24 protein-coding genes are annotated in these 19,802 nt (G+C 68.7%); 17 read left to right on the top strand and 7 right to left on the bottom strand.

Annotation, left to right across the window (positions count from 1 at the left end; genetic code table 11):
• A partial coding sequence (locus tag F3K02_RS22900; RefSeq protein WP_177138309.1) for a LysR substrate-binding domain-containing protein occupies positions 1-683 on the top strand: 683 nt, incomplete at its 5' end.
• A gap of 22 nt (positions 684-705) precedes the next feature.
• Here the strand turns inward: F3K02_RS22900 and F3K02_RS22895 are convergent.
• Entirely contained in the window at positions 706-1,725 is a 1,020-nt protein-coding gene (locus tag F3K02_RS22895) for an AraC family transcriptional regulator (RefSeq protein WP_218179558.1), read from the bottom strand.
• A gap of 114 nt (positions 1,726-1,839) precedes the next feature.
• Between F3K02_RS22895 and F3K02_RS22890 the strand changes: the two genes are divergently transcribed.
• From F3K02_RS22890 to msrA, 5 genes are all read left to right on the top strand, one after another.
• A complete protein-coding gene (locus tag F3K02_RS22890) occupies positions 1,840-2,313 on the top strand; it encodes a (2Fe-2S)-binding protein (RefSeq protein ID WP_177138308.1) in 474 nt (157 codons plus the stop codon).
• A 13-nt stretch (positions 2,314-2,326) separates the two neighbouring features.
• On the top strand, positions 2,327-4,564 hold the full coding sequence (locus F3K02_RS22885) for a xanthine dehydrogenase family protein molybdopterin-binding subunit (protein WP_177138307.1): 2,238 nt from the start codon (positions 2,327-2,329) through the stop codon (positions 4,562-4,564).
• Between the two features lie 24 nt (positions 4,565-4,588).
• Positions 4,589-5,638 (top strand): XdhC family protein, encoded by a 1,050-nt coding sequence (locus F3K02_RS22880; protein WP_177138306.1) that lies wholly within the window; start codon positions 4,589-4,591, stop codon positions 5,636-5,638.
• A 4-nt stretch (positions 5,639-5,642) separates the two neighbouring features.
• On the top strand, positions 5,643-6,302 hold the full coding sequence (locus F3K02_RS22875) for a nucleotidyltransferase family protein (RefSeq protein ID WP_177138305.1): 660 nt from the start codon (positions 5,643-5,645) through the stop codon (positions 6,300-6,302).
• A 68-nt stretch (positions 6,303-6,370) separates the two neighbouring features.
• Entirely contained in the window at positions 6,371-6,904 is a 534-nt protein-coding gene (gene msrA / locus F3K02_RS22870) for a peptide-methionine (S)-S-oxide reductase MsrA (RefSeq protein WP_177138304.1), read from the top strand.
• Between the two features lie 90 nt (positions 6,905-6,994).
• On the opposite strand, the gene F3K02_RS22865 is transcribed toward msrA, so the two are convergent.
• The 4 genes from F3K02_RS22865 to aztA all read right to left on the bottom strand — a co-directional run bounded on the left by F3K02_RS22865 (position 6,995) and on the right by aztA (position 10,600).
• On the bottom strand, positions 6,995-7,876 hold the full coding sequence (locus F3K02_RS22865) for an EamA family transporter (RefSeq protein ID WP_177138302.1): 882 nt from the start codon (positions 7,874-7,876) through the stop codon (positions 6,995-6,997).
• 73 nt (positions 7,877-7,949) lie between these two features.
• Positions 7,950-8,885: a metal ABC transporter substrate-binding protein gene (locus tag F3K02_RS22860; protein ID WP_177138300.1), complete on the bottom strand. Its 936-nt coding sequence runs from the start codon at positions 8,883-8,885 to the stop codon at positions 7,950-7,952.
• Between the two features lie 9 nt (positions 8,886-8,894).
• A complete protein-coding gene (locus F3K02_RS22855) occupies positions 8,895-9,800 on the bottom strand; it encodes a metal ABC transporter permease (protein ID WP_246309727.1) in 906 nt (301 codons plus the stop codon).
• Entirely contained in the window at positions 9,797-10,600 is an 804-nt protein-coding gene (gene aztA / locus F3K02_RS22850; RefSeq protein ID WP_177138298.1) for a zinc ABC transporter ATP-binding protein AztA, read from the bottom strand. Before aztA ends, F3K02_RS22855 begins: the two co-directional genes overlap by 4 nt.
• Positions 10,601-10,683: 83 nt before the next feature.
• Here aztA and F3K02_RS22845 point away from each other — a divergent pair, with 83 nt between their 5' ends.
• The 6 genes from F3K02_RS22845 (at position 10,684) to F3K02_RS22820 (ending at position 14,950) form a co-directional block, all read left to right on the top strand.
• On the top strand, positions 10,684-11,175 hold the full coding sequence (locus tag F3K02_RS22845; RefSeq protein WP_343067138.1) for a Fur family transcriptional regulator: 492 nt from the start codon (positions 10,684-10,686) through the stop codon (positions 11,173-11,175).
• Complete coding sequence (locus F3K02_RS22840) at positions 11,172-11,816, top strand: ATP-binding cassette domain-containing protein (protein WP_177138296.1); 645 nt, start codon at positions 11,172-11,174, stop codon at positions 11,814-11,816. Before F3K02_RS22845 ends, F3K02_RS22840 begins: the two co-directional genes overlap by 4 nt.
• The gene (locus F3K02_RS22835) at positions 11,813-13,030 is read left to right on the top strand and encodes an FtsX-like permease family protein (protein ID WP_177138288.1); all 1,218 of its coding nucleotides are present in this window, start codon (positions 11,813-11,815) and stop codon (positions 13,028-13,030) included. Before F3K02_RS22840 ends, F3K02_RS22835 begins: the two co-directional genes overlap by 4 nt.
• A 5-nt stretch (positions 13,031-13,035) precedes the next feature.
• Positions 13,036-13,275, top strand: coding sequence for a hypothetical protein (locus F3K02_RS22830; RefSeq protein ID WP_177138286.1), 240 nt, complete (start codon positions 13,036-13,038; stop codon positions 13,273-13,275).
• Between the two features lie 258 nt (positions 13,276-13,533).
• Complete coding sequence (locus F3K02_RS27815) at positions 13,534-13,932, top strand: DUF3299 domain-containing protein (protein WP_343067137.1); 399 nt, start codon at positions 13,534-13,536, stop codon at positions 13,930-13,932.
• Between the two features lie 61 nt (positions 13,933-13,993).
• Entirely contained in the window at positions 13,994-14,950 is a 957-nt protein-coding gene (locus F3K02_RS22820; protein WP_177138282.1) for an AEC family transporter, read from the top strand.
• A gap of 18 nt (positions 14,951-14,968) precedes the next feature.
• Here F3K02_RS22820 and F3K02_RS22815 read toward each other — a convergent pair whose 3' ends face one another.
• Both F3K02_RS22815 and F3K02_RS22810 read right to left on the bottom strand, forming a co-directional pair.
• On the bottom strand, positions 14,969-15,493 hold the full coding sequence (locus F3K02_RS22815; RefSeq protein WP_425485634.1) for a hypothetical protein: 525 nt from the start codon (positions 15,491-15,493) through the stop codon (positions 14,969-14,971).
• Positions 15,490-16,029: a GNAT family N-acetyltransferase gene (locus F3K02_RS22810; protein ID WP_177138280.1), complete on the bottom strand. Its 540-nt coding sequence runs from the start codon at positions 16,027-16,029 to the stop codon at positions 15,490-15,492. The genes F3K02_RS22815 and F3K02_RS22810 overlap by 4 nt, the downstream gene beginning before the upstream one ends.
• 196 nt (positions 16,030-16,225) lie before the next feature.
• Between F3K02_RS22810 and rpsP the strand changes: the two genes are divergently transcribed.
• The 5 genes from rpsP (at position 16,226) to F3K02_RS22785 (ending at position 19,733) form a co-directional block, all read left to right on the top strand.
• On the top strand, positions 16,226-16,483 hold the full coding sequence (gene rpsP, locus F3K02_RS22805; protein ID WP_177138277.1) for a 30S ribosomal protein S16: 258 nt from the start codon (positions 16,226-16,228) through the stop codon (positions 16,481-16,483).
• 48 nt (positions 16,484-16,531) lie between these two features.
• Positions 16,532-17,122, top strand: a complete 591-nt coding sequence (rimM, locus tag F3K02_RS22800; RefSeq protein ID WP_177138269.1) for a ribosome maturation factor RimM — start codon at positions 16,532-16,534, stop codon at positions 17,120-17,122.
• A 263-nt stretch (positions 17,123-17,385) separates the two neighbouring features.
• Positions 17,386-18,162: a tRNA (guanosine(37)-N1)-methyltransferase TrmD gene (trmD, locus tag F3K02_RS22795; RefSeq protein ID WP_177138267.1), complete on the top strand. Its 777-nt coding sequence runs from the start codon at positions 17,386-17,388 to the stop codon at positions 18,160-18,162.
• 144 nt (positions 18,163-18,306) lie between these two features.
• Positions 18,307-18,663, top strand: coding sequence for a 50S ribosomal protein L19 (gene rplS / locus F3K02_RS22790; protein WP_177138265.1), 357 nt, complete (start codon positions 18,307-18,309; stop codon positions 18,661-18,663).
• Positions 18,664-19,049: 386 nt separating this feature from the next.
• Positions 19,050-19,733, top strand: a complete 684-nt coding sequence (locus F3K02_RS22785) for a CoA pyrophosphatase (protein WP_177138263.1) — start codon at positions 19,050-19,052, stop codon at positions 19,731-19,733.
• Positions 19,734-19,802: the final 69 nt, after the last annotated feature.

The raw sequence follows: 19,802 nt of genomic DNA, 5'->3' as shown, positions 1-19,802 counted from the left end.
CGCAGGCGCTGCTGGAGCAGGCGGCGCTGGCGGCGCGCGAGGCGCGCGACGTGGGGCAGGGGCTCGCCGGGCAGTTGCAGATCGGCTTTGCCGGCACCGTGCTCTACCGTGGCCTGCCGCAGGTGCTGCGCGACTTTGCCGCCGCGCACCCCAAACTGCGGCTGGCACTGCGTGAACTCTCCAGCAGCGAGCAGCTGGTGGAGCTGGTGCACGACCGGCTGGACCTGGGTTTCGTGCACACCACGCGCGTGCCGGCGGGCTTCTCGCAGATCCTGGTGTCGAGCCAGCCGTTCATGGCCTGCCTGCCTTCAGGCCATCCGCTGGCGAACGCAAAAGTCCTGTCGCTCGATCAGCTGAAAGGCGAGGCCTTCGCCATCGTGATGCGCGCCGTCTCACCCGACTACCACGACCGCATCCTCGCGGCCTGCGCGGACGCGGGTTTCGAGCCGTCGCTGGCGTTTGAACTGCGGCACTGGCTGAGCGTGGTCTCGGTCATCGCGCAGGGGCTGGGCGTGGGCCTGGTGCCGGCCGCGCTGCAGCAGGCCGGCCTGCCCGGTGTGGCTTTCGTGCCGCTGGCCCAGCCGCTCGCGCCCTACGACACGCACTGCCTCTGGCGCACCGGGCGCGACCAGTCGGCGCTCGGGGCATTTCTGGCGGCGGTGCGCGAGGTGGCGGCGCGGTAAGGGCCGGGGCAACCCCGGCGGATCATGCAGCGACCGGTTCCTGTTGCCAGCGGAACTCGGCCACGTCTTTCGACGGCGGGGCGCCGAACGAGCGCCGGTACTCGCGGCTGAACTGCGACGGGCTTTCGTAGCCGACGCGAAACGCCGCGGTGGATGCCTCCATGCCTTCGGAGAGCATGAGGCGGCGCGCCTCGGTCAGTCGCAGCTGCTTCTGGTACTGCAGCGGGCTCATGGCCGTCAAGGTCTTGAAGTGGTGGTGAAAGGTCGAGAGGCTCATGCCCGATTCGCGGGCCAGCGTCTCGACCCGCAGCGGCTCGGTGAAGCGGGCGTTCAGGCTGGCGATGGCGCGCGCGACCTGGTGGCTCTGGGTGTCCACGGTGGCGATCTGGCGCAGACGCGCACCGGCTTCACCCGTGAGCAGGCGGTAGTGGATCTCGCGTTTGATGAGGGGCGCCAGCGCCGGGATGTGCTCGGGCTGGTCCAGCAGGGCGAGCAGGCGGTCGAAGGCTTCGAGCAGGGGCGCGGTGAGCGCGCCGGTGGTCATGGCGCGGCTGTCGCGGGCCACGGTTCCTGCGGGGGCCGCAGGCGACTCGAGCATCAGCGAGGCGATCTCGCGCCAGTCCAGGCGCAGGGCCACGCCGAGGTACGGCCGCGCGGCGCTGGCTTCGACCACCGCCGACCTCACCGGCAGGTCCATCGACGTGATCAGGTAGCGGTCTTCGCCGTAACACAGGGTCTCGTCGCCCAGCATGATCCGCTTGCTGCCTTGCGCGATCACGGCCACGCAGGGTTCGTAGACGCTGCAGGTGTTCAGGTAGGGCTGGTCGATGCGGATCAGCATCAGCCCCGGAATCTCGGGTGGCATGTGCGGCGAGCTGTCGATCGCCCGCTCCAGCAAACGCCGGACGATGGAGGCGCGCGCGCCGGGCGCGGGTGGGGTGGAGGAAGGTTCGGGCATGGCGGGTGGGTCGTGGCTGGGCTGCAGGCCATGGTATCGGCCCTTGCCCGTTTGTGCAGCGCGCTCGCAGGATTGGGCAAACATGGCGCAGGTTCAGGCTAACGCCGGGCGGGGCCCCGGGACGACACTGGCGCCCTTCCCGGGGTTGCGGCCACGGGAACCCGCATCCCCGTTCCCCATGTTTCCAGGAGACCCCCCATGACCACCCTGCAAGTCAACGGTCGCGCCCAGCAGCTCGACGTCGACCCCTCCACGCCCGTGCTCTGGGCGCTGCGCGATTCGCTGGGCCTGACCGGCACCAAGTTCGGCTGCGGCGCGGCCCTGTGCGGCGCCTGCACCGTGCACGTCGATGGCCAGGCCGTGCGCTCCTGCGTCACACCCATCAGCAGCGTCGAGGGCAAGAAGATCACCACCATCGAAGCCGTCACCGGGGGTGACGACCGCGTGGGCCGCGCCGTGCGCGACGCCTGGGTGAAGCACGACGTGGCGCAGTGCGGCTATTGCCAGAGCGGCCAGATCATGAGCGCCACCGCTTTCCTCAAAACGCTGCCCAAGGGCCAACAACCCGCTGCCGCCGACATCGACGCCGCCATGGCCGGCAACGTCTGCCGCTGTGGCACCTACGCCCGCATCCGCGCCGCCGTGGCCGACGCCGCACGCAGCCTGGCCTGAAGGAGACCCCACCATGTTCACCCAATCGATGCAAGAACTCCCCCGCGCGCTGCAGCTCCTGCTGGCGCGTGACCAGGCACCGGCGCCCGTGGCCGAGCTGCCGCGCCGCACCTTCCTCAAACTGGGTGCGGCCAGCGGCTTTGCGCTGGGCCTGTTCCCGCTGGCCGCGCACAGCCAGGGCGCCGCTGCCCCCGCCGCCCTCAAGCCGGTGGAGATGCCCGGTGCCTTCGTGGCCATCGCGCCCGACGGCATCGTCACCGTCACGGTCAACCGGCTGGAATTCGGCCAGGGCGTGCAGACCGCGCTGCCCATGATCCTGGCCGAGGAACTGGACGCCGACTGGTCCAAGGTGCGCAGCCAGCTGGGCACCAACGACATGGCCTACGCCGACCCGCGGTTCGGCATGCACCTCACCGGCGGTTCCAACTCCATCAAACACAGCTTCACGCAGTACCGCGAGCTGGGCGCCCGCGCCCGGGCCATGCTGGTGCAGGCGGCCGCCACGCGCTGGGGCGTGGACGCCGCCAGCCTGCGCACGCAGAACGGCGCGGTGCTCGGCGCCGGTGGCCGGCGCCTGGGCTACGGCGAGCTGGCCGAAGCCGCGATGGCCTTGCCGGTGCCCGCCAGCGTCACGCTCAAGGACCCGAAGCAGTTCCGCCTGATCGGCCAGCCCACCACGCGGCTGGACGCCGCCGCCAAGAGCAGCGGCCGGCAGGACTTCGGCATCGACGTGCGCCGCCCCGGCCAGCTCACCGCCGTGGTTGCGCGCCCGCCCGTGTTCGGCGCGAAGCTGAAGTCGGTGGACGACACCGTAGCGCGCGCCGTCAAGGGCGTGAAGGCGGTGCTGCGCGTGCCGCTGGACCGCGGTGCCGAGGGCGTGGCGGTGATCGCCGACGGTTACTGGCCGGCCAAGACCGCGCGCGACGCGCTCAAGCTCGAATGGGACACCAGCGCGGTCGAGAAGGTGGACAGCGCCCGGCAGCTGGTGCAATACCGCGAACTGGCCGGCCAGCCCGGCGCGAAACACTTCGACGCCGACATGGCGCCGCTCGCGAACGCGCCGAAAAAGATCGAGGCCGAGTTCGTCTTCCCCTACCTGGCGCACGCGCCCATGGAGCCACTGAACTGCACGGTGGAGCTTTCGGAGCAGGGCGCCACGCTGTGGGTTGGCTCGCAGATGCCGGGGCTGGACGGCATGGCCGCTGCCCATGCGCTGGGCCTCAAGCCCGAGCAGGTCAAGGTGCTGGTGCAGTCCGCCGGTGGCGGGTTTGGGCGCCGCGCCATTCCCACCAGCGACTACGTGGTGGAGGCCTGCAGCATCGCCAAGGTGGCCCAGGCCGCCGGCCTGCGCGTACCGGTGCGCACGCTCTGGAGCCGCGAGGACGACATCAAGGGTGGCTACTACCGCCCCATGCACCTGCACCGCGCGCAAGTGGGCTTTGATGCGGAAGGCAAGGTGCTGGCCTGGGACCACGTGATCGTGGGCCAGTCCATCCTGGCCGGTTCGCCCTTCGAGGCGATGATGGTCAAGAACGGCGTTGACATCACCGCCGTGGAGGGCATGCGCGCGCCGTACCCGCTGCCCATGCGGCTGACGGTGCACCACCCCAAGCAGAACGTGCCGGTGCTGTGGTGGCGCAGCGTGGGCAGCACCCACACGGCCTTCGTCATGGAAACGCTGATCGACCAGATCGCCCGCGAAACCAACCAGGACCCGGTGGCCTACCGCATGAAGCTCATGGGCGCCGAGCATCCGCGCCACCGCGCGGCCCTGCAGCTGGCCGTGGACAAGAGCGGCTACGGCAAGAAGCAGTTGCCCGTCGGCCGCGCCTGGGGCGTGGCGGTGCACGAGTCCTTCGAATCGGTGGTGGCCTACGTGGTCGAAGCCTCGGTGAAAGACGGCCAGCCGGTGCTGCACACGGTCACGGCCGGCGTGCACTGCAACCTGGTGGTCAACCCGCGCACGGTGGAGGCGCAGGTGCAGGGCGCGGCCCTGATGGGCCTGGGCATGTGCCTGCCGGGGGCGGCCATCACGCTCAAGGACGGCGTGGTCGAGCAGCAGAACTTTGGCGACTACACGGTGGCGCGCATGACCGACATGCCGGCCATCAGCGTGCACACCGTGCCCAGCGCCGACCCGCCCACCGGCATGGGCGAACCGGGCCTGCCGCCGCTGGCGCCGGCCTTCGCCAATGCGGTGGCGCGCCTGACCGGCAAGCCGCTGCGCGAGCTGCCGTTCAAACTCGCTTGATCTGACGTCGAAAGGAGCGTGACCATGGAAGACCTGGACACCCAAGTCCTGCGCGCCGCGCAGGCCTGGCACGCGGCGGGCCTGCCCGTGTTGCTCGTCACGGTGACGCGCACCTGGGGTTCGTCGCCCCGGCCACCGGGCTCGCTCATGGCCATCAACGGCCGGGGCGAGACGGTGGGCTCGGTCTCGGGCGGCTGCATCGAGGACGACCTGATCCGCCGCGTGCGCGAAGAGGGCCTGGACGCGGTGTGCGCGCAGGGCCGGCCCGCCACGCTGCGCTACGGCATCTCGGCCGACCAGGCGCACCGCTTCGGCCTGCCCTGCGGCGGCACGGTGGAGCTGGTGCTGGAGCCGGTGGCCGCGCACAGCCAGTTGGCGCAACTGCTGCAGGCCAACCTGGAGCGGCGCAGCACACAGCGCCGGCTGGACCTGCGCAGCGGCGCCGTGGACCTGCAACCGGGCCGGCGCGACGGCGTGCCGGAGTTGACCGACGACACGCTGGTGACCCACTTCGGGCCGCGCTACCGGCTGATCCTCATCGGCGCGGGCGATCTCTCGCGCTTCCTGAGCCAGATGGCGCTGAGCCTGAACTTCGAAGTCATCGTCTGCGACCCGCGCGAGGAACAGCGCGCCAGCTGGACGCTCGAGGGCGCGACCCTCAGCCACGAGATGCCGGACGACCTGGTGCTGCGCCTCCAGCCCGACGCGCGCACGGCGGTGGTGGCGCTGACGCACGACCCCAAGCTCGACGACCTGGCCCTGATCGACGCGCTGCAGTCCGAGGCGTTCTATGTGGGCGCCATCGGTTCGCGACGCCACACCGCGCTGCGGCGCGACCGCCTGCGCGAACACTTCGGCCTGGGCGAGGCGGAGCTGGACGCGTTGCACGGGCCGGCCGGCCTGTACATCGGCAGCAAGACGCCGGCCGAGATCGCGCTGTCCATCATGGCCGAGGTGGTGGCGGCGAAGAATGGCATTCAGCGGGCCACACCGGTGCCGGTGGCCGAAGGCAAGACGGCGTGGCTGGACGGTGGGGCTGCGCCCGCAGACCTGCCGGCCATCTGTTCGGTGTGAGTCGATGAACCTGACTGTGCACCCCGGCGCCCCGGTGGCGGCCACCCTCCTGGCGGCCGGGCTGGGCCGCCGACTGGGTGGTGTGCCCAAACCGGCGCTGCTGATCGATGGGGAAAGCCTGTTCGAGCGGCTGGTGCGTGCGCTGCGCCAGTCGGGCATTCAGTCCATCAGCGTCGTGATCGGCCCGTACGCCGACACCCTGCTGGCTTTGGCCCGGCGCTGCGATGTGCAGGTCATCCGGCACAGCGGGCCCGCAGACGAACTGGCGGCGTCGCAGCGGCTGGCGGTGCATGAACACCTGCGGCAGCAGCCGGGCACCGACCTGATGCTGCTGGTGGCGGACCTGCCGCTGCTGGCGGCCGACGACATCCGGCCACTGCTGCGGGCGTGGGCCCAACGTCCCGCGCACACGCAGGCGCAGGTGCCCGTGGTCGGCGGTGTGCGCGGTCATCCGGTGCTGCTGTCCTGGCAGGCCGTGCAGGCGGTCGCCGGGCAGCCCTGGCCCCACGCAGTGAAGGCGTGGATGTTGGCCAACACCGGCTCGACACAGTGGCTCCAGGCCGACCGTGACGCCTACGTCACCGACCTGGACACGCCGGAGGACTTGCAGGCGCTGAGGTCCCGTCTGGCGGGCGCCAGCATCGCCTGGCCGAAACAACCCTGACGCGGCCGACCCCAGGGGCGGTGGGTGCATGGTGCTTGTCCCATACTGCGGGCCAAGGAGAATCAACCATGACCCTATCGACCATCGTGCTCGGCGGCGGCTGCTTCTGGTGCACCGAGTCTGTTTACAAAGAGGTGCGCGGTGTGACCGACGTCGAGTCCGGTTACAGCAATGGCCAGGCCGAACGGCCCAGCTACGAAGGCGTGTGCACCGGCCGCACCGGCTGCAACGAAGTCGTGAAGCTCGAATACAACCCGGCCGTGATCAGCACGCGCGAGATCCTCGAAATTTTCTTCGTGATCCACGACCCGACCACGCTGAACCGCCAGGGCAACGACGTGGGCACGCAGTACCGCAGCGGCATCTACTTCACCAACGACGAACAGAAGCAGACCGCGCAGGCGCTGCTGGACGAACTGGCGCACGACAACGCCTTTGGCCGCCCGGTCGTGACCGAACTCGTGCCGCTGGAAAACTACTGGCCCGCCGAGGACTATCACCAGGATTTCTTCGAACGCAACCCGCACCAAGGCTACTGCATGGCCGTGGCCGCGCCCAAAGTGGCGAAGTTCCGCAAGACCTTCGCTCGTCTGGCGAAATAGAGGCCCCCACGCTCCGCCGCTGCGCGGGTCGCTGCCCCCCAAGGGGGCTGATCCGCCTTGGGGCGGCCCGGCGGCGGATCGTCTCGGAGTTCAGGCCCTTTCCAGGCGCGCCCGCAGCCGTGGCCAGAGAACGATCACGGCCAGGCCACCGAGCACCAGGGCTGCTGCCTCCAGCTTCCACCCCGGCAGCGACTCACCCAGCGACAGGGCCGATGCCCCCATGCCGAACACCGGCACCAGCAGCGCCAGCGGCGCCACGGTGGCGGCCGGGTGGCGGGCCAGCAGCCAGTTCCACACGCCGTAGCCAAAGAGCGTGTTGCCCAGCGCCTGCCAGAGCACGCTGGCCCACACCAGCGGCGTGGCGTTGATGACCGCACTCTGCATCAGGGCTGGGCCTTCGATGAACCATGAAATCGCCAGCAGCGGCGGCACCGCGAACACGCTGCTCCAGACCATGAAGTGCAGCATGTTCACCGGCCCGAGCGACTTCACCACCAGGTTCGCGCCGGCCCAGAAGAAGGCGGCCGAGAGCACCAAGGCCAGACCCAGCCACGTGACCACGGCGGCGTCCAGGTTCAGGGCGATCACACCCAGCCCGGACAGCGCCAGCAGCAGGCCCACGATCTGGAAGCCGCGCACGCGCTCGCCCATCAGCAGCAGCGAGAGACCGATGGTGAAGAACACCTGCACCTGCACCACCAGCGAGGCCAGCCCGGGCGAAATGCTGCTGCGCATGGCCAGGAACAAGAGGCCGAACTGGCCCACACCGAGCAGCACGCCGAACGCGGCCATCTTGCGCCTCGGCGCGGTGGGTCGCGGGATGAACAGCAGCCAGGGCAGGGCGGAAAAGGTGAAGCGCAACGTGGCGAACAGGAACGGTGGCAAACCGTCCAGGCCCCAGCGGATGACCACGAAGTTGGTGCCCCAGACGAACACCACCGCGAGGGCGAGCAACAGGTGGTTGAGAGGCAAAGGGGGCTCCGGCCGGTGAAAAGCCCGCCAGTGTAGCCACGTGCCGCCCCGGGGCAGCGCGCCTGCGCGACGCTCAGTGGCCCTGGATGGCCTGCGTGAGTGCGGTGGTGTTGGCGCGCATCATGGCCACGTAGCCCGCGGCCGGGCCTTTGGCGTCGGACAGGGAGTCGGAGAACAGCTCGCCCGCGGGCTTGACGCCGGTCTCGCGGCCGATCTGCGCGATCAGGCGCGGGTCGGAAATGCTCTCGACGAACAGCGCCTTGATCTGCTCCTTCCTGATCTGGCGCACCAGTTGTGCCACGCCCTTGGCAGAGGCTTCGCTGTCGGTGTTGACGCCTTGCGGGGCGAGGAACTTCACGCCGTAGGCATGCGCGTAGTAGCCGAACGCGTCGTGCGACGTGATGACCTTGCGTTGCGTTGCCGGAATCACGGCCCAGGTGGCGCGGATGTCGGTGTCCAGCGCCTTGAGTTGTGCGTTGTAGGCCACCGCGTTGCGCCGGTAGCTGTCGCAGCCGGTGGCGTCGGCCTCGCACAGGCCTTTGACGATGTTGCCCACATAGACCATCGCGTTGGGCACGCTTTGCCAGGCGTGCGGGTCGGTTTCCTCGTGTTGGTGTCCGGCATGTGGGGTTTCACCGGCTTCTTCGGTGTGGATCGCCTGGATGCCCCGGCTGGCCACCACGTGACGGCCCTTGTAGCCGGCCGTGCCTAGCAGGCGGCTCATCCAGCCTTCGAAGCCCAGGCCGTTGGAGAACACGATCTGCGCCTGGCCGACCAGCCGGGCCTGCGAAGGCGTGGGCTGGAACACATGGGCGTCGCTGCCGGGACCGACCAGCACATCCACCGCGACGCGATCACCGCCGACCTGGCGCACCAGATCGCCGAGGATGCTGAAGCTGGCCACGGCCTTGATGGGGGCCACGGTCTGGGCCAGCAGCACGGGGCTGAGGGCTGCGGTGGCGAGGCCGATGACGGAGGTTATGAGGTGACGGCGCAGTGACGTGTTCATGAAAATTCCTTAGGCTTGCAGATGGGACGAGGCGGGACGCTGGTGGCGCAGCGCGCCCTGCGGCGCGAAGAGCAGGGAGAGCAGGTACATCGCGCCGAGGGTGAGCACGATCACCGGGCTGGTGGGCCAGTCGGCGTGGTACGAGATGAGCAGGCCGCTCAGGCAGGCCAGCAGGGCGAGCGCGGTGGCCAGCAGCAGCAGGGGGCCGAGGCGGCGCACCCAGAAGCGCGCGGTGGCGGCCGGCAGCACCATGATGCCCACCGCCATCAAGGTACCCAGCGCGTGAAAACCGGCCACGAGGTTGATCACCAGCAGGCCCAGAAAACCGTAGTGCGCCACCGGGCTCCAGCGGCTGACCTGGCGCAGGAAACCCGGGTCCAGACACTCCAGCACCAATGGGCGGTAAAGCAGGGCGAGCGCCACCAGCGTCGTGGCCGAGATGCCGCCGAGCAGCGTGAGCGCCGCGTTGTCCAGTGCGAGCACGGTGCCGAACAGCACGTGCAGCAGGTCCACGCTGTTGCCGCGCACCGAGACGATGAGCACGCCCAGCGCCAGCGAGAGCAGGTAGAACGCGGCGAGGCTGGTGTCTTCGCGCAGCACGGTGTTGCGCGCCACCAGCCCGGAGCCCACGGCCACGGTGAGCCCGGCGGCGATGCCGCCGATGGTCATGGCGGTGAGCGAGAGGCCGCTCACCAGGTAGCCGATGGCGGCGCCCGGCAGGATGGCGTGGGCCATGGCATCGCCGGTCAGGCTCATGCGCCGCAGCATCAGGAACACGCCCAAGGGCGCGGCGCTCAGCGAGAGCGCCACACAGCCGAGCAGCGCGTCGCGCATGAAGCCGAATTCGGCAAACGGGCCGAGCAGCGGGTTGCCCACCAGCCAGGCCATGAGCGGTGAAACGGCGATGTCGTTCATGTGAACGCCTCCGCTGCATGGGTGTGGGGGTGCGTGTGCGTGTCCGGCGTCGCCGCGCAGAGCGGCGCTTCGTCGTCGAACGCCTCGTGCATGCGCTGGGCGCGTCCCCAGTGCGCATCGGTCAACACCTCGGCGGTGGGGCCGCAGGCCACCAGCTCCCGCGCCAGCAGCAGGGTGAGCGGGAAGTGCGCGCGCACCTGTGCCAGATCGTGCAACACCACGATCACCGTCTTGCCCTGGCGGTGCCAGCGGTGCAGCAGGGCCAGCAGGTCGCTGGTGGTGCGGTTGTCCACCGCGGCAAAGGGCTCGTCGAGCAGCACGGCCGGCGCGTCTTGCAGGATCAGGCGGGCAAACAGCGCGCGTTGCAGCTGGCCGCCCGAGAGTGCGTCCAGGCTGCGTTGTTCGAAACCCGTGAGTCCGACGGCGGCCAGTGCTTCGTCGCACAGGCGGCGGTGTTCGGCGGTGAAGCGCCCGAACGCGCCGACGCGGTGCCACAGGCCCAGGGCCACCATGTCGCGCACGGTGACGGGGAAGCTGCGGTCGAGCTCGCTGTGCTGCGGCAGCCAGGCGATGCGTTGGCCGGCCAGGCCGCTCATCGCGCCGCTGATGGGGCGGAGCTCACCGGCCAGTGCCTTGATGAGCGTGGATTTTCCCGCGCCGTTGGGGCCGACCAGTGCCAGCAGCGAACCCGGCGCGATGCGCAGGCTCACGTGGTGCACGGCGGGGTGGCGGTCGTAGCCGAGTGTGAGGTCGTGCAGTTCGATCGCCGGGACAGCAGGTTGGGGTGGCGGTTTGTGCATGGAGGGCGGGCGTAAACTATCGCAACTGAATTGCAGTAACGACGATATTAACGCAACTTCGTTGCAATAATGGAGCCATGCCCGTGTCCACACGCCCGCCGAAAGAACCCGCTCTGGTGCCTGCCGAGATCCAGGCTCGCCTGGAGCGCGCGGGCCTGCGCCGCACCCTGGCCACACGCGCCGTGCTGGGCCTGTTCCTGGCGAATCCGCAAGGCACGCTGAGCCACGCGCAGGCGCTGGCCTCGCTCACCGCACGCGGGCTGGACATCAACCGCGTGACGCTCTACCGCCTGCTGGACCGGCTGGCCGCCTGTGGGGTCTTGCAGCGCCACGCCAACGACGACGCCCGCACCTGGCGCTACGGCCTGGCCGACACCGACGAGGGCCTGGCGCCGCGCTTTGAATGCGACGCTTGCCACCGCCAGTTCCGCCTGATCGAGGGCAGCGCGCCCACCCAGGCGGTGGCCAGCGATCTCTTGCGCACGCTGGCCGGACTGGGCCATCAGGGTCTGCGCGTGGATGTGGCGATCCACGGCACCTGCGCCAGCTGCTTGCCGCAGGAGCCGGCCGCGTGATCCACACCCGCGACCTGGCCTGCCGGTTTGCCGACGGCAGGACGCTGCGCTTCGCCGATGTCGATGTGCCCCAGGGCGGCACCTTGCTGCTGCGCGGGCCGTCCGGTAGCGGCAAGTCCACCTGGCTGGCGCTGGCCGCGGGCCTGCTCTCGGCGACCGGTGGCGAGATGGTGGTGGCGGGGCAATCGGTGGGCGCGCTGGCGCCCGCCGCGCGCGATGCCTGGCGGGCCAGGACCATTGGCTTTCTGCCGCAGCGCCTGTTGCTGAGCGAGGCGCTCACGGTGGCGGGCAATCTGGGCCTGGTGTTTTTCGCCGCTGGCCTGCCGCTGGACAAGGTGGCGATGCACCACACGCTGGATGCGCTCGGTGTGGCGCATCTGGCCGCGCGCAAGCCGGCGCGGCTCTCGGGCGGCGAGGCGCAGCGCGTGGCGCTGGCGCGCGCGCTGCTGCTGCGCCCGCGCGTGATCCTGGCCGATGAACCCACGGCCAGTCTGGACGATGCGGCCTGTGCCGCCGCGCTCACGCTGCTGCGTGAGCGCGCGCAAGCCGCGGGCGCCACGCTGGTGATTGCCACACACGACGCGCGCGTGCTGCAGGCTGTGCCAGGCGCGCAGGTGTTGGCCATGCGGGGTGACGCATGAACGTGTTCTCGCTCTCGTGGCGCTATCTCTGGTCGCGCCCGCTGGCCACGGCGCTGAATCTGCTGCTGCTCACGCTGGGGCTGGCGTCGATGGCTTTTGTGTTGATCGCGCAGGATCAGGTCGAACATGCCTTCGAGCGCGATCTGGCCGGCATCGACGTCGTGGTGGGTGCCAAGGGCAGCCCGCTGCAACTCATTCTGGCGGGGGTGTTCCACATGGACGTGCCGCCGGGCAATGTGCCGCTGGCCGAGGTGCAGGCGCTCGCCACGCACCCGCAGGTGGCACAGGTGATCCCGCTGAGTCTGGGCGACAGCGTGGCGGGCTTCCGCATCGTTGGAACCAGCGCCGACTACCCGGCGCACTACGGCGCCACGCTGGCGCAGGGCGCGCTGTGGAGTGCGCCCATGCAGGCGGTGCTGGGCGCACAGGTGGCCCAGGCCACCGGGCTGCCGTTGGGCCAGCGTTTCACCGGCTCACACGGTCTGGGCGGTGGTGGCCACGAACACGCCGACATGCCCTACACCGTGGTGGGCGTTCTCGCGCCCTGCGCCTGCGTGCTGGACCGGCTGGTGCTCACCGACACCACTTCGGTCTGGAACGTGCACGAGGGGCTGGCGCCGGGCGAGTTTCAGAGCCTGTCGGCCGAAGACCGTGAAGCTATTCGAGCCGAGCGCGAGGTGACTCTGGCGCTGGTGCGCTACAACACGCCGATGGCGGCGATCAATTTTCCGCGTTTCATCAACGCCACCACGAAGATGCAGGCCGCCGCGCCGGCGATGGAGATCACGCGCCTGCTCGGCATGGTGGGCGTGGGCACGCGGGTGCTGCAGGGCATGGGCGTCGTGTTGCTGCTGGTGGCGGCGCTCTCGGTGTTCATCGCATTGTGGAGCGCGGTGCGCGAGCGCCGGGCCGACATCGCCATGCTGCGCTTGCTGGGCGCTCCACCGGTCAAGGTGGGCGCCTTGCTGTTGTGTGAAGCGCTCTGGCTGGCGCTGCTCGCCAGCGCGCTGGGCCTGCTGGCCGCGCAGGGCCTGTCCGCTCTGGTGGGCTGGTGGTGGATGGCCGACCAGGGCCTGGCCATCAGTGGCTGGCACTGGTCGACCGCGCTGGCCGGCGTGCCCGTGGCGGCCCTGGGCGTGGCGCTGGTCGCGGCTGCGGTGCCGGCGGTGAGCGCCTACCGCATGGATGTACTGTCTCTTTTGCAAACGAGGTAAACCGGATGAAAAAACACCTGCTCTCGCTGTCTCTGGCCCTGCTCGCCACGGCCGCTTTCGCTCAACACTCTGACAAGGAAACCCAGGAAGACATCGCGCGCCACCGCGCCATGGCCGCGGCGCACGAAGGCGCGGCCAAGTGCCTGGCGTCGGGCAAGAAAGAAGACGTGTGCATGGCGGAACTTCAGGCCGCCTGCAAGGGTCTGGCGATTGGCAAGTATTGCGGGATGCGGCATGGGCACTGAGCCCACCCCCGCGCCGCGCCTGCGGCGCATCACCCCCTCAAGGGGGCAACGCTGGCGGCCCGGCGAAGCCGGTTCCGCGGCGTTCTCGGCTGGAGACACTTCGTTGACATGAATCACCTCTCTCGTTCTTTGATCACTGTGTCTTTGTGCGGAGCAACGGCCGTTTTCGCGCAGGCCCTGTCGTCCCCGTTGGGGTCACCGCCTGCTTCCGCCCCGGCAGGTGCGCCGTCGGCTGTGCCGCACGGCCAGGGCGCGGGCGTGCACAGTCCGCTGAGCCCGTTCGCACCGCTCAAACCACGCACCGACGTGGTGGCCTGGTCGGTGTTGACGGATGTGAAAACCAGAATCCAGAACCGGCGCATCGTGCCGGTGTACCCGGCCGCGGTGACGGCGCTGGACCAGAAGACGATCCGCCTGCAGGGCTTCATGATGCCGCTGGGTCCGGGCGAGCAGCAGCGCCATTTCCTGCTCGCTTCCGTGCCGCTGACGTGTGCGTTCTGCACGCCGGGCGGACCGGAGAGCATGGTCGAAGTGCGCACCGTGAAACCGGTGAAATACAGCCAGGCCGCGGTGGTGGTCGAAGGAAGATTCCACGTGCTGCAGAACGATCCAGCCGGGCTGTACTACCGTTTCACCGAGGCCGCGGGTGTGAAGTGAACGGCCAACTCCGAAAGCCCCTGGCCTGTGGGCACGCGCACCGCGGCGATACCATCGCCCGGTGAACATCACCGCCCACCCCGTCGTCGCTTCGCTCACCCCGGTCTTCCTGCTCATTGGCCTGGGCTACCTGGCCGGGCGATTGCAGTGGATCCGCGAGGGCGCGGTGAAAGACCTGTCCAACCTGGTGTTCCTGCTGCTGATACCGGCGCTGCTGTTCCGCACCATGAGCGCGGTCAACGTGCAGGCGCTGGACCTGCGGCCGCTGGCGGCCTACTTCCCGGTGGCGCTGGGCCTGCTGGGCGCTTCGATCGCATGGCGCGGTTTCAACCGCGGCAGCGTGGTGATGGCGGTGGGCGGCGTGTTTTCCAACATGGTCATGATCGGCATCACGCTGGTGGAACTGGCCTACGGCAAGGCGGCGCTGGTGACGCTGCTGACCCTGGTGTCGGTGCACGCGCTGATCCTGCTCACGGTGAGCTCGGTGGTGCTGGAACTGGTGGTGGCGCGCGAAGCCCGCGCGGGTGGCGAGCGCGTGCCGCATGTGCTGGAGACGGCGTGGGCGGCCTTCAAAGGCGCGCTGATCCACCCGATTCCGTTGCCCATCATCAGCGGCCTGCTGTTCGCGCAGACCGGCTGGACGCTGCCAACGGTGGTGGACAAGCCGCTGCAGTTGCTGGGCAGCGCGTTCGGACCCATCGCGCTGGTACTGGTCGGTGTGACGCTGGCGCGCACGCCGCTGGGCGGGCACCTGCGCCAGGCACTCTGGATCACGGCGTCGAAGAATCTGCTCTTGCCGCTGCTGGTCGGTCTGGCAGCCTGGACCCTGGGTATCACGGGCCTGCCGCTCACCGTGATGGTGGTGGCTGCCGCGCTGCCGATGGGCGCCAACGTGTTTCTGTTTGCCCAGCGCTACGAAGTGGCGCAGGAACTCACCACGGCAGCGATGGGCCTGTCCACCGTGCTGGCCTTGTTCACGCTGAGTCTGGTCATGCTGGTCATGTCGTACTTGAACTGACCCCCGCCGCGCTGCGCGCTATTGGCTTATTTTTCGGGCTTCTTCGATCTGGTACTCGAAGTAGCGCTGGATGCCAAACGCAAGGCTGCCCATGAAGGCCACGGTGCCGACCAGCAGCGCCAGCACCAGCGCGCCGATGGTGAGCCAGTTGGTGCCGCCGGCCGCCGCTTCGGCGTCCAGGCCAGGGTTGAACCAGCTGTTCCATTGCGCGCGGTCGCTCAGTGCGTAGACGATGCCGGCGAGGCAGCTGGTGGCGATGCTCGCGCCCAGGAACGGAATCAGCACCCAGGCCAGCTTGTCGTCCTGCCCCAGTTCCTGCACCCGCTCCACGCCCCACCAGCCCAATGCCGCAGCGATGGGGTGCAGCCAGCCGATCCAGTCGCCCAGGCCACGCAGGTAGAAACGGTGCAGACCCATGCTGCCGCCGAGCACGGCGAGCCAGACGGTGAGCGTCTTGTTGCGTGCGCGGGCGGTCACTGGAGTACCTTCGCCCTGCGGGCTGCGGAGCGAGCTTGCTTGGGAGCGGCCCGGCGCGGCGCTCATGCCGCGCCTTCGGTCGGCTCGGGCGATGTGCTGTCGCCCGCGCCCAGGCTGCGCTGCATGAGCACGATGTCAAGCCAGCGGCCGAACTTCCAGCCGCAGGACGGCACCACGCCGACCTGCTCGAAACCGAGTGCGCGGTGCACGCCGACGGAGCCGGCGTTGGCCGAGTCGCCAATCACCGCCATGACCCGGCGTACGCCGGCGCGCTCGAAACTCGCCAGCAGCTCGGCCAGCAGGGCGCGGCCCAGGCCCTTGCCCGCGGCTTCCGGCGCCAGGTAGATCGAGTCCTCCACCGAGAAACGGTAGGCCGGGCGCGGCTTGAACCAGTTGCCGTAGGCGAAGCCGAGCACCTGACCGCCTTCTTCGGCCACCAGCCAGGGCAGGCCCTTGGACAGCACATCGGCACGCCGCGCCGTCATGTCGGCGAGCGAGGGCGGGGTGGTTTCGAATGTGCCGGTGCCGGTCAGCACGTGGTGGCCGTAGATGCGGGTGATGGCGTCGAGATCTTCGTCGCGGCTGGGTCGGATGAGGGGCATGTCGTGAGGGAGGGCGAATGGTTGGGAATGACGCGCTGATGGGGGTACCACACGGGCTATAATCGCGGGTTTTGTGGTGTTTCGCTGGCCGGGTGGTCAGTCGTGTGTCTCAGGCGCTGCAATGAATGGGGTTTATTCAGCCAAAAAAACCCACTGAAGTCCCGATTTTGGGGCTTCTCCATCCGAAGGATAAATCATGGTCGTCATCCGACTCTCCCGCGGCGGTTCCAAATCGCGCCCGTTCTACAACATCGTGGTTGCCGACAAGCGCAACCGCCGCGATGGCCGCTTCATCGAGCGCATCGGCTTCTACAACCCGCTGGCCCGCGGTGGTGAAGAGCCCCTGCGCGTCGCCATGGACCGCCTGACCTACTGGACCAGCGTCGGCGCCGAGCCGTCGGACACCGTGTCCCGCCTGGTCAAGCAGGCCGCCGCCAAGGCCGTGCCCGCCTGATGGGCCTGGCCGGCCCGCACAGGGCTGGCCGGTTTGCCTCTTTCCTGCATGTCCAACAGCCCGTTCGCCACCGCGTCCCTCCCGGACGACGCCATCGAACTGGGCCGCATCCAGGAAGCCTGGGGCATCAAAGGCTGGGTTCGCATCCTGCCGCACAGCGCCGACACTTCGGCGCTGTTTGAATCGTCCGAATGGTTTCTCCAGCCGCCCGAAGCCCGCTTCGCGCGCGGCTTTTCGGCGTTTGCGGGCGGTGTCCGGGTGAAAGTGGCCGAGATCAAGGCCCACTCCGACGGCATCGTGGCCCGGATCGAAGGGCTGGACGACCGCAACGGGGCCGAAGCGCTCAAGGGCGTGCGCATCTATCTGCCGCGCAGTGCGTTCCCGGCCACACCCGATGGCGAGTACTACTGGGTCGACCTGATCGGCCTCACCGTGGTCAACCGCGATGGCGTGCACCTGGGCGTGGTGCGCGACCTCATGCCCACCGGACCCAACTCGGTGCTGGTGATGGAATACACCGAGACGGTGGATGGCAAGGAACAGAGCGCCGAGCGCATGATTCCCTTCGTGGCCGCCTACATCGACGACGTCGATCTCAAAGCCCGTCGCATCACGGCCGACTGGGGTATCGACTACTAACCCCCCCTGCGCCGCTGTGCGGCTTCCCCCCAAGGGGGACGGCGCCCTTTGACCGGCCAAGCCGGATCGACAGCGCCAGCTGGGCGAGACACCTCGCTCTTGAGTGTGGTGTGAAGCCAGTTGCCGAGGTTTCTCCGAAGCAAGGGATCGCGGCGCGCCCAGGTCCAACCCAGCAAACGCCGAGGAACCGGCTTCGCCGGGCCTAAGGCGTTGTCCCCCTGGGGGGAAGCCGCGCAGCTGCGCAGGGGGGTGACAATACCCACATGCGCTTTGACGTCATCACCCTGTTTCCCGAGCTGTTTGAGCCGTTTTTCAAGAGCGGCATCACCCGCCGTGCGTTCGAGTCGAAACAGGTGGATGTGCGTCTGTGGAACCCGCGTGATTTCGCCGAGGGCAATTACCGCCGCGTGGACGACCGGCCGTTTGGCGGTGGCCCTGGCATGGTCATGATGGCCGAGCCGCTCTGGCAGTGCTTGCAGGCCATCCGTGCCGACCGGGCCGAACCCGGCGAAAAACGCGCGCCGGTGGTGTTGTTTTCGCCTATCGGCCAGCGTCTGGACCATGCGGGCGCTACACAGTGGGCCGCCAGCACCGGCGCGGTGCTGGTGTGTGGACGCTACGAGGGCATCGATCAGCGTTTCATCGACGCCTGTGTCGATCAGCAGATCAGCCTGGGTGACTTTGTGCTCTCAGGTGGCGAGATCGCTGCGCTGGCTTTGCTGGATTCGGTGGCGCGTCTCATGCCGGGCGTGCTGGGCGATGAGGGCAGCCACCAGCAGGACAGCTTCAATCCGGCGCTGGACGGTCTGCTCGACAGCCCGCACCACACCCGGCCCGAGGTCTGGAACGGCCCGCAGGGACCGATGGCCGTTCCAGACGTGCTGCAGGGTGGGCACCACGAGCGCATCGCGCGCTACCGGCGCGAGCAGAGTCTGGCGCTCACCGCCCGCCTGCGGCCCGAGCTGCTGGAGGAGGCGAGGGCGGCTGGTCGCCTCAGCAAAGCCGACGAGGCTTTTCTGAGCCAGCCGAAAAGGCTATAATCCAAGGCTTTTCGATCCTCTGACCGGCCGCCATGACCGGGCCAGCCCGCAGCCAGCGCCGTTCGACGGTGCCAGCTGGACAGGGCTTTTGCCGGATTCGTGGCCTTTAGTGCAGCGCGGGCATGATCGTGAAAACAGGAAACCATGAACCTCATCCAGACCCTTGAGCAAGAAGAAATTGCTCGCCTTGGCAAGACCATTCCCGCTTTCGCGCCTGGCGACACCGTGATCGTCAGCGTCAACGTGATCGAAGGCACGCGCAAGCGCCTCCAGGCTTACGAAGGCGTGGTGATCGCCCGTCGCAACCGTGGCCTGAACTCCAACTTCATCGTGCGCAAGATCTCCAACGGCGAAGGCGTTGAGCGTACGTTCCCGCTGTACAGCCCGCTGATCGCCAAGATCGAAGTCAAGCGCCGTGGCGACGTGCGCCGTGCCAAGCTGTACTACCTGCGCGAGCGCAGCGGCAAGTCGGCACGTATCAAGGAAAAGCTGGGCGCTTGATCGGCGACCGCTTCCCTTCGCAAAAAGCCGCTCCCTGGAGCGGCTTTTTTGTGCCCGCTGGGGCTGTTCCTGGCGGGATGATCGGGTAGGGCCTGTTCACACTATTGTTCCAAAATGCGTTGCGGATCAAAAAAGCCATGCGCAAGGCGCGAAACGCAGCCGGGGTCGCCCCCCGGCAAGGCTTCGCAACGCCGCGCATGGTCTTTTTGGCCGCAACCCGAAGGGAATGGGCTGAAAACAACGCCACTCGTCGTTGCACTCCTAGGCCAGACATCCAGTCTGGCCGTCGTCGCGCGTCTAGATTGGCGCTGTTTTCAGCCCATTCGCACTGGGAAAAAATAGTGTGAACAGGCCCTAAGCGCCTTGTGTCCTATGCTCGGACCACCATGTCTCAAACATTGCCTGTTTTTGATCCGCGCCTGATCCCGGTGGTGCCCAGCGCATCCCGTGAAAGCTTGCGGCCCGCCCGCGCCGATCACCTGACCGAGCAAGGCCTGCGTGAACGGTTCGCCCGGCCACCCGCCTGGACACCCGAGTTGCGGCAGGAGGTGAAGTTTGCCGACCGGGCGCCCGCGCAGGCGGCGGTCTTGCTGCCACTGGTGATGCACGCGCGACCGACCCTGTTGCTGACCCAGCGCACGGCCCACCTGTCCACCCATTCGGGCCAGATTGCGTTTCCCGGGGGCAAGCTGGATGCCACGGACGCCGACGCCACGGCTGCGGCCTTGCGCGAGACCTTTGAAGAGATCGGATTGCCCCCGGACCGGGTGGAGGTGCTGGGCAGCCTGCCGGTTTATGTGACGGGCACCTCGTACATCGTGACGCCCGTGGTGGGCCTGGTGCAACCTGGCTTCACCCTGCAGCCCAACCCGCACGAGGTGGACGATGTGTTCGAGGTGCCGCTCGACTTCCTCATGAACCCGGCACACCACCGCAGGCACGCCCTGGAATGGGAGGGCGTGGTGCGCGAGTGGTACTCGATGCCCTACCAGGACGGCGAGCACGAGCGCTTCATCTGGGGGGCCACGGCCGGCATGTTGCGCAACTTCTACCGGCTGCTCAGCGCCTGACGCCTGGTGCCTGAAGGGGCGCCGCGCTGAATGTGGTGTCCGCTGGGTGCCAGCCACCCGCACATGGGA

The organism is Hydrogenophaga aromaticivorans (genome assembly GCF_013387465.1).
In the GTDB taxonomy this organism is placed as follows: domain Bacteria; phylum Pseudomonadota; class Gammaproteobacteria; order Burkholderiales; family Burkholderiaceae_C; genus Hydrogenophaga; species Hydrogenophaga aromaticivorans.
Note: the sequence above shows the minus strand (reverse complement) of the source record. Positions and strands in the feature narration are given on the sequence as shown.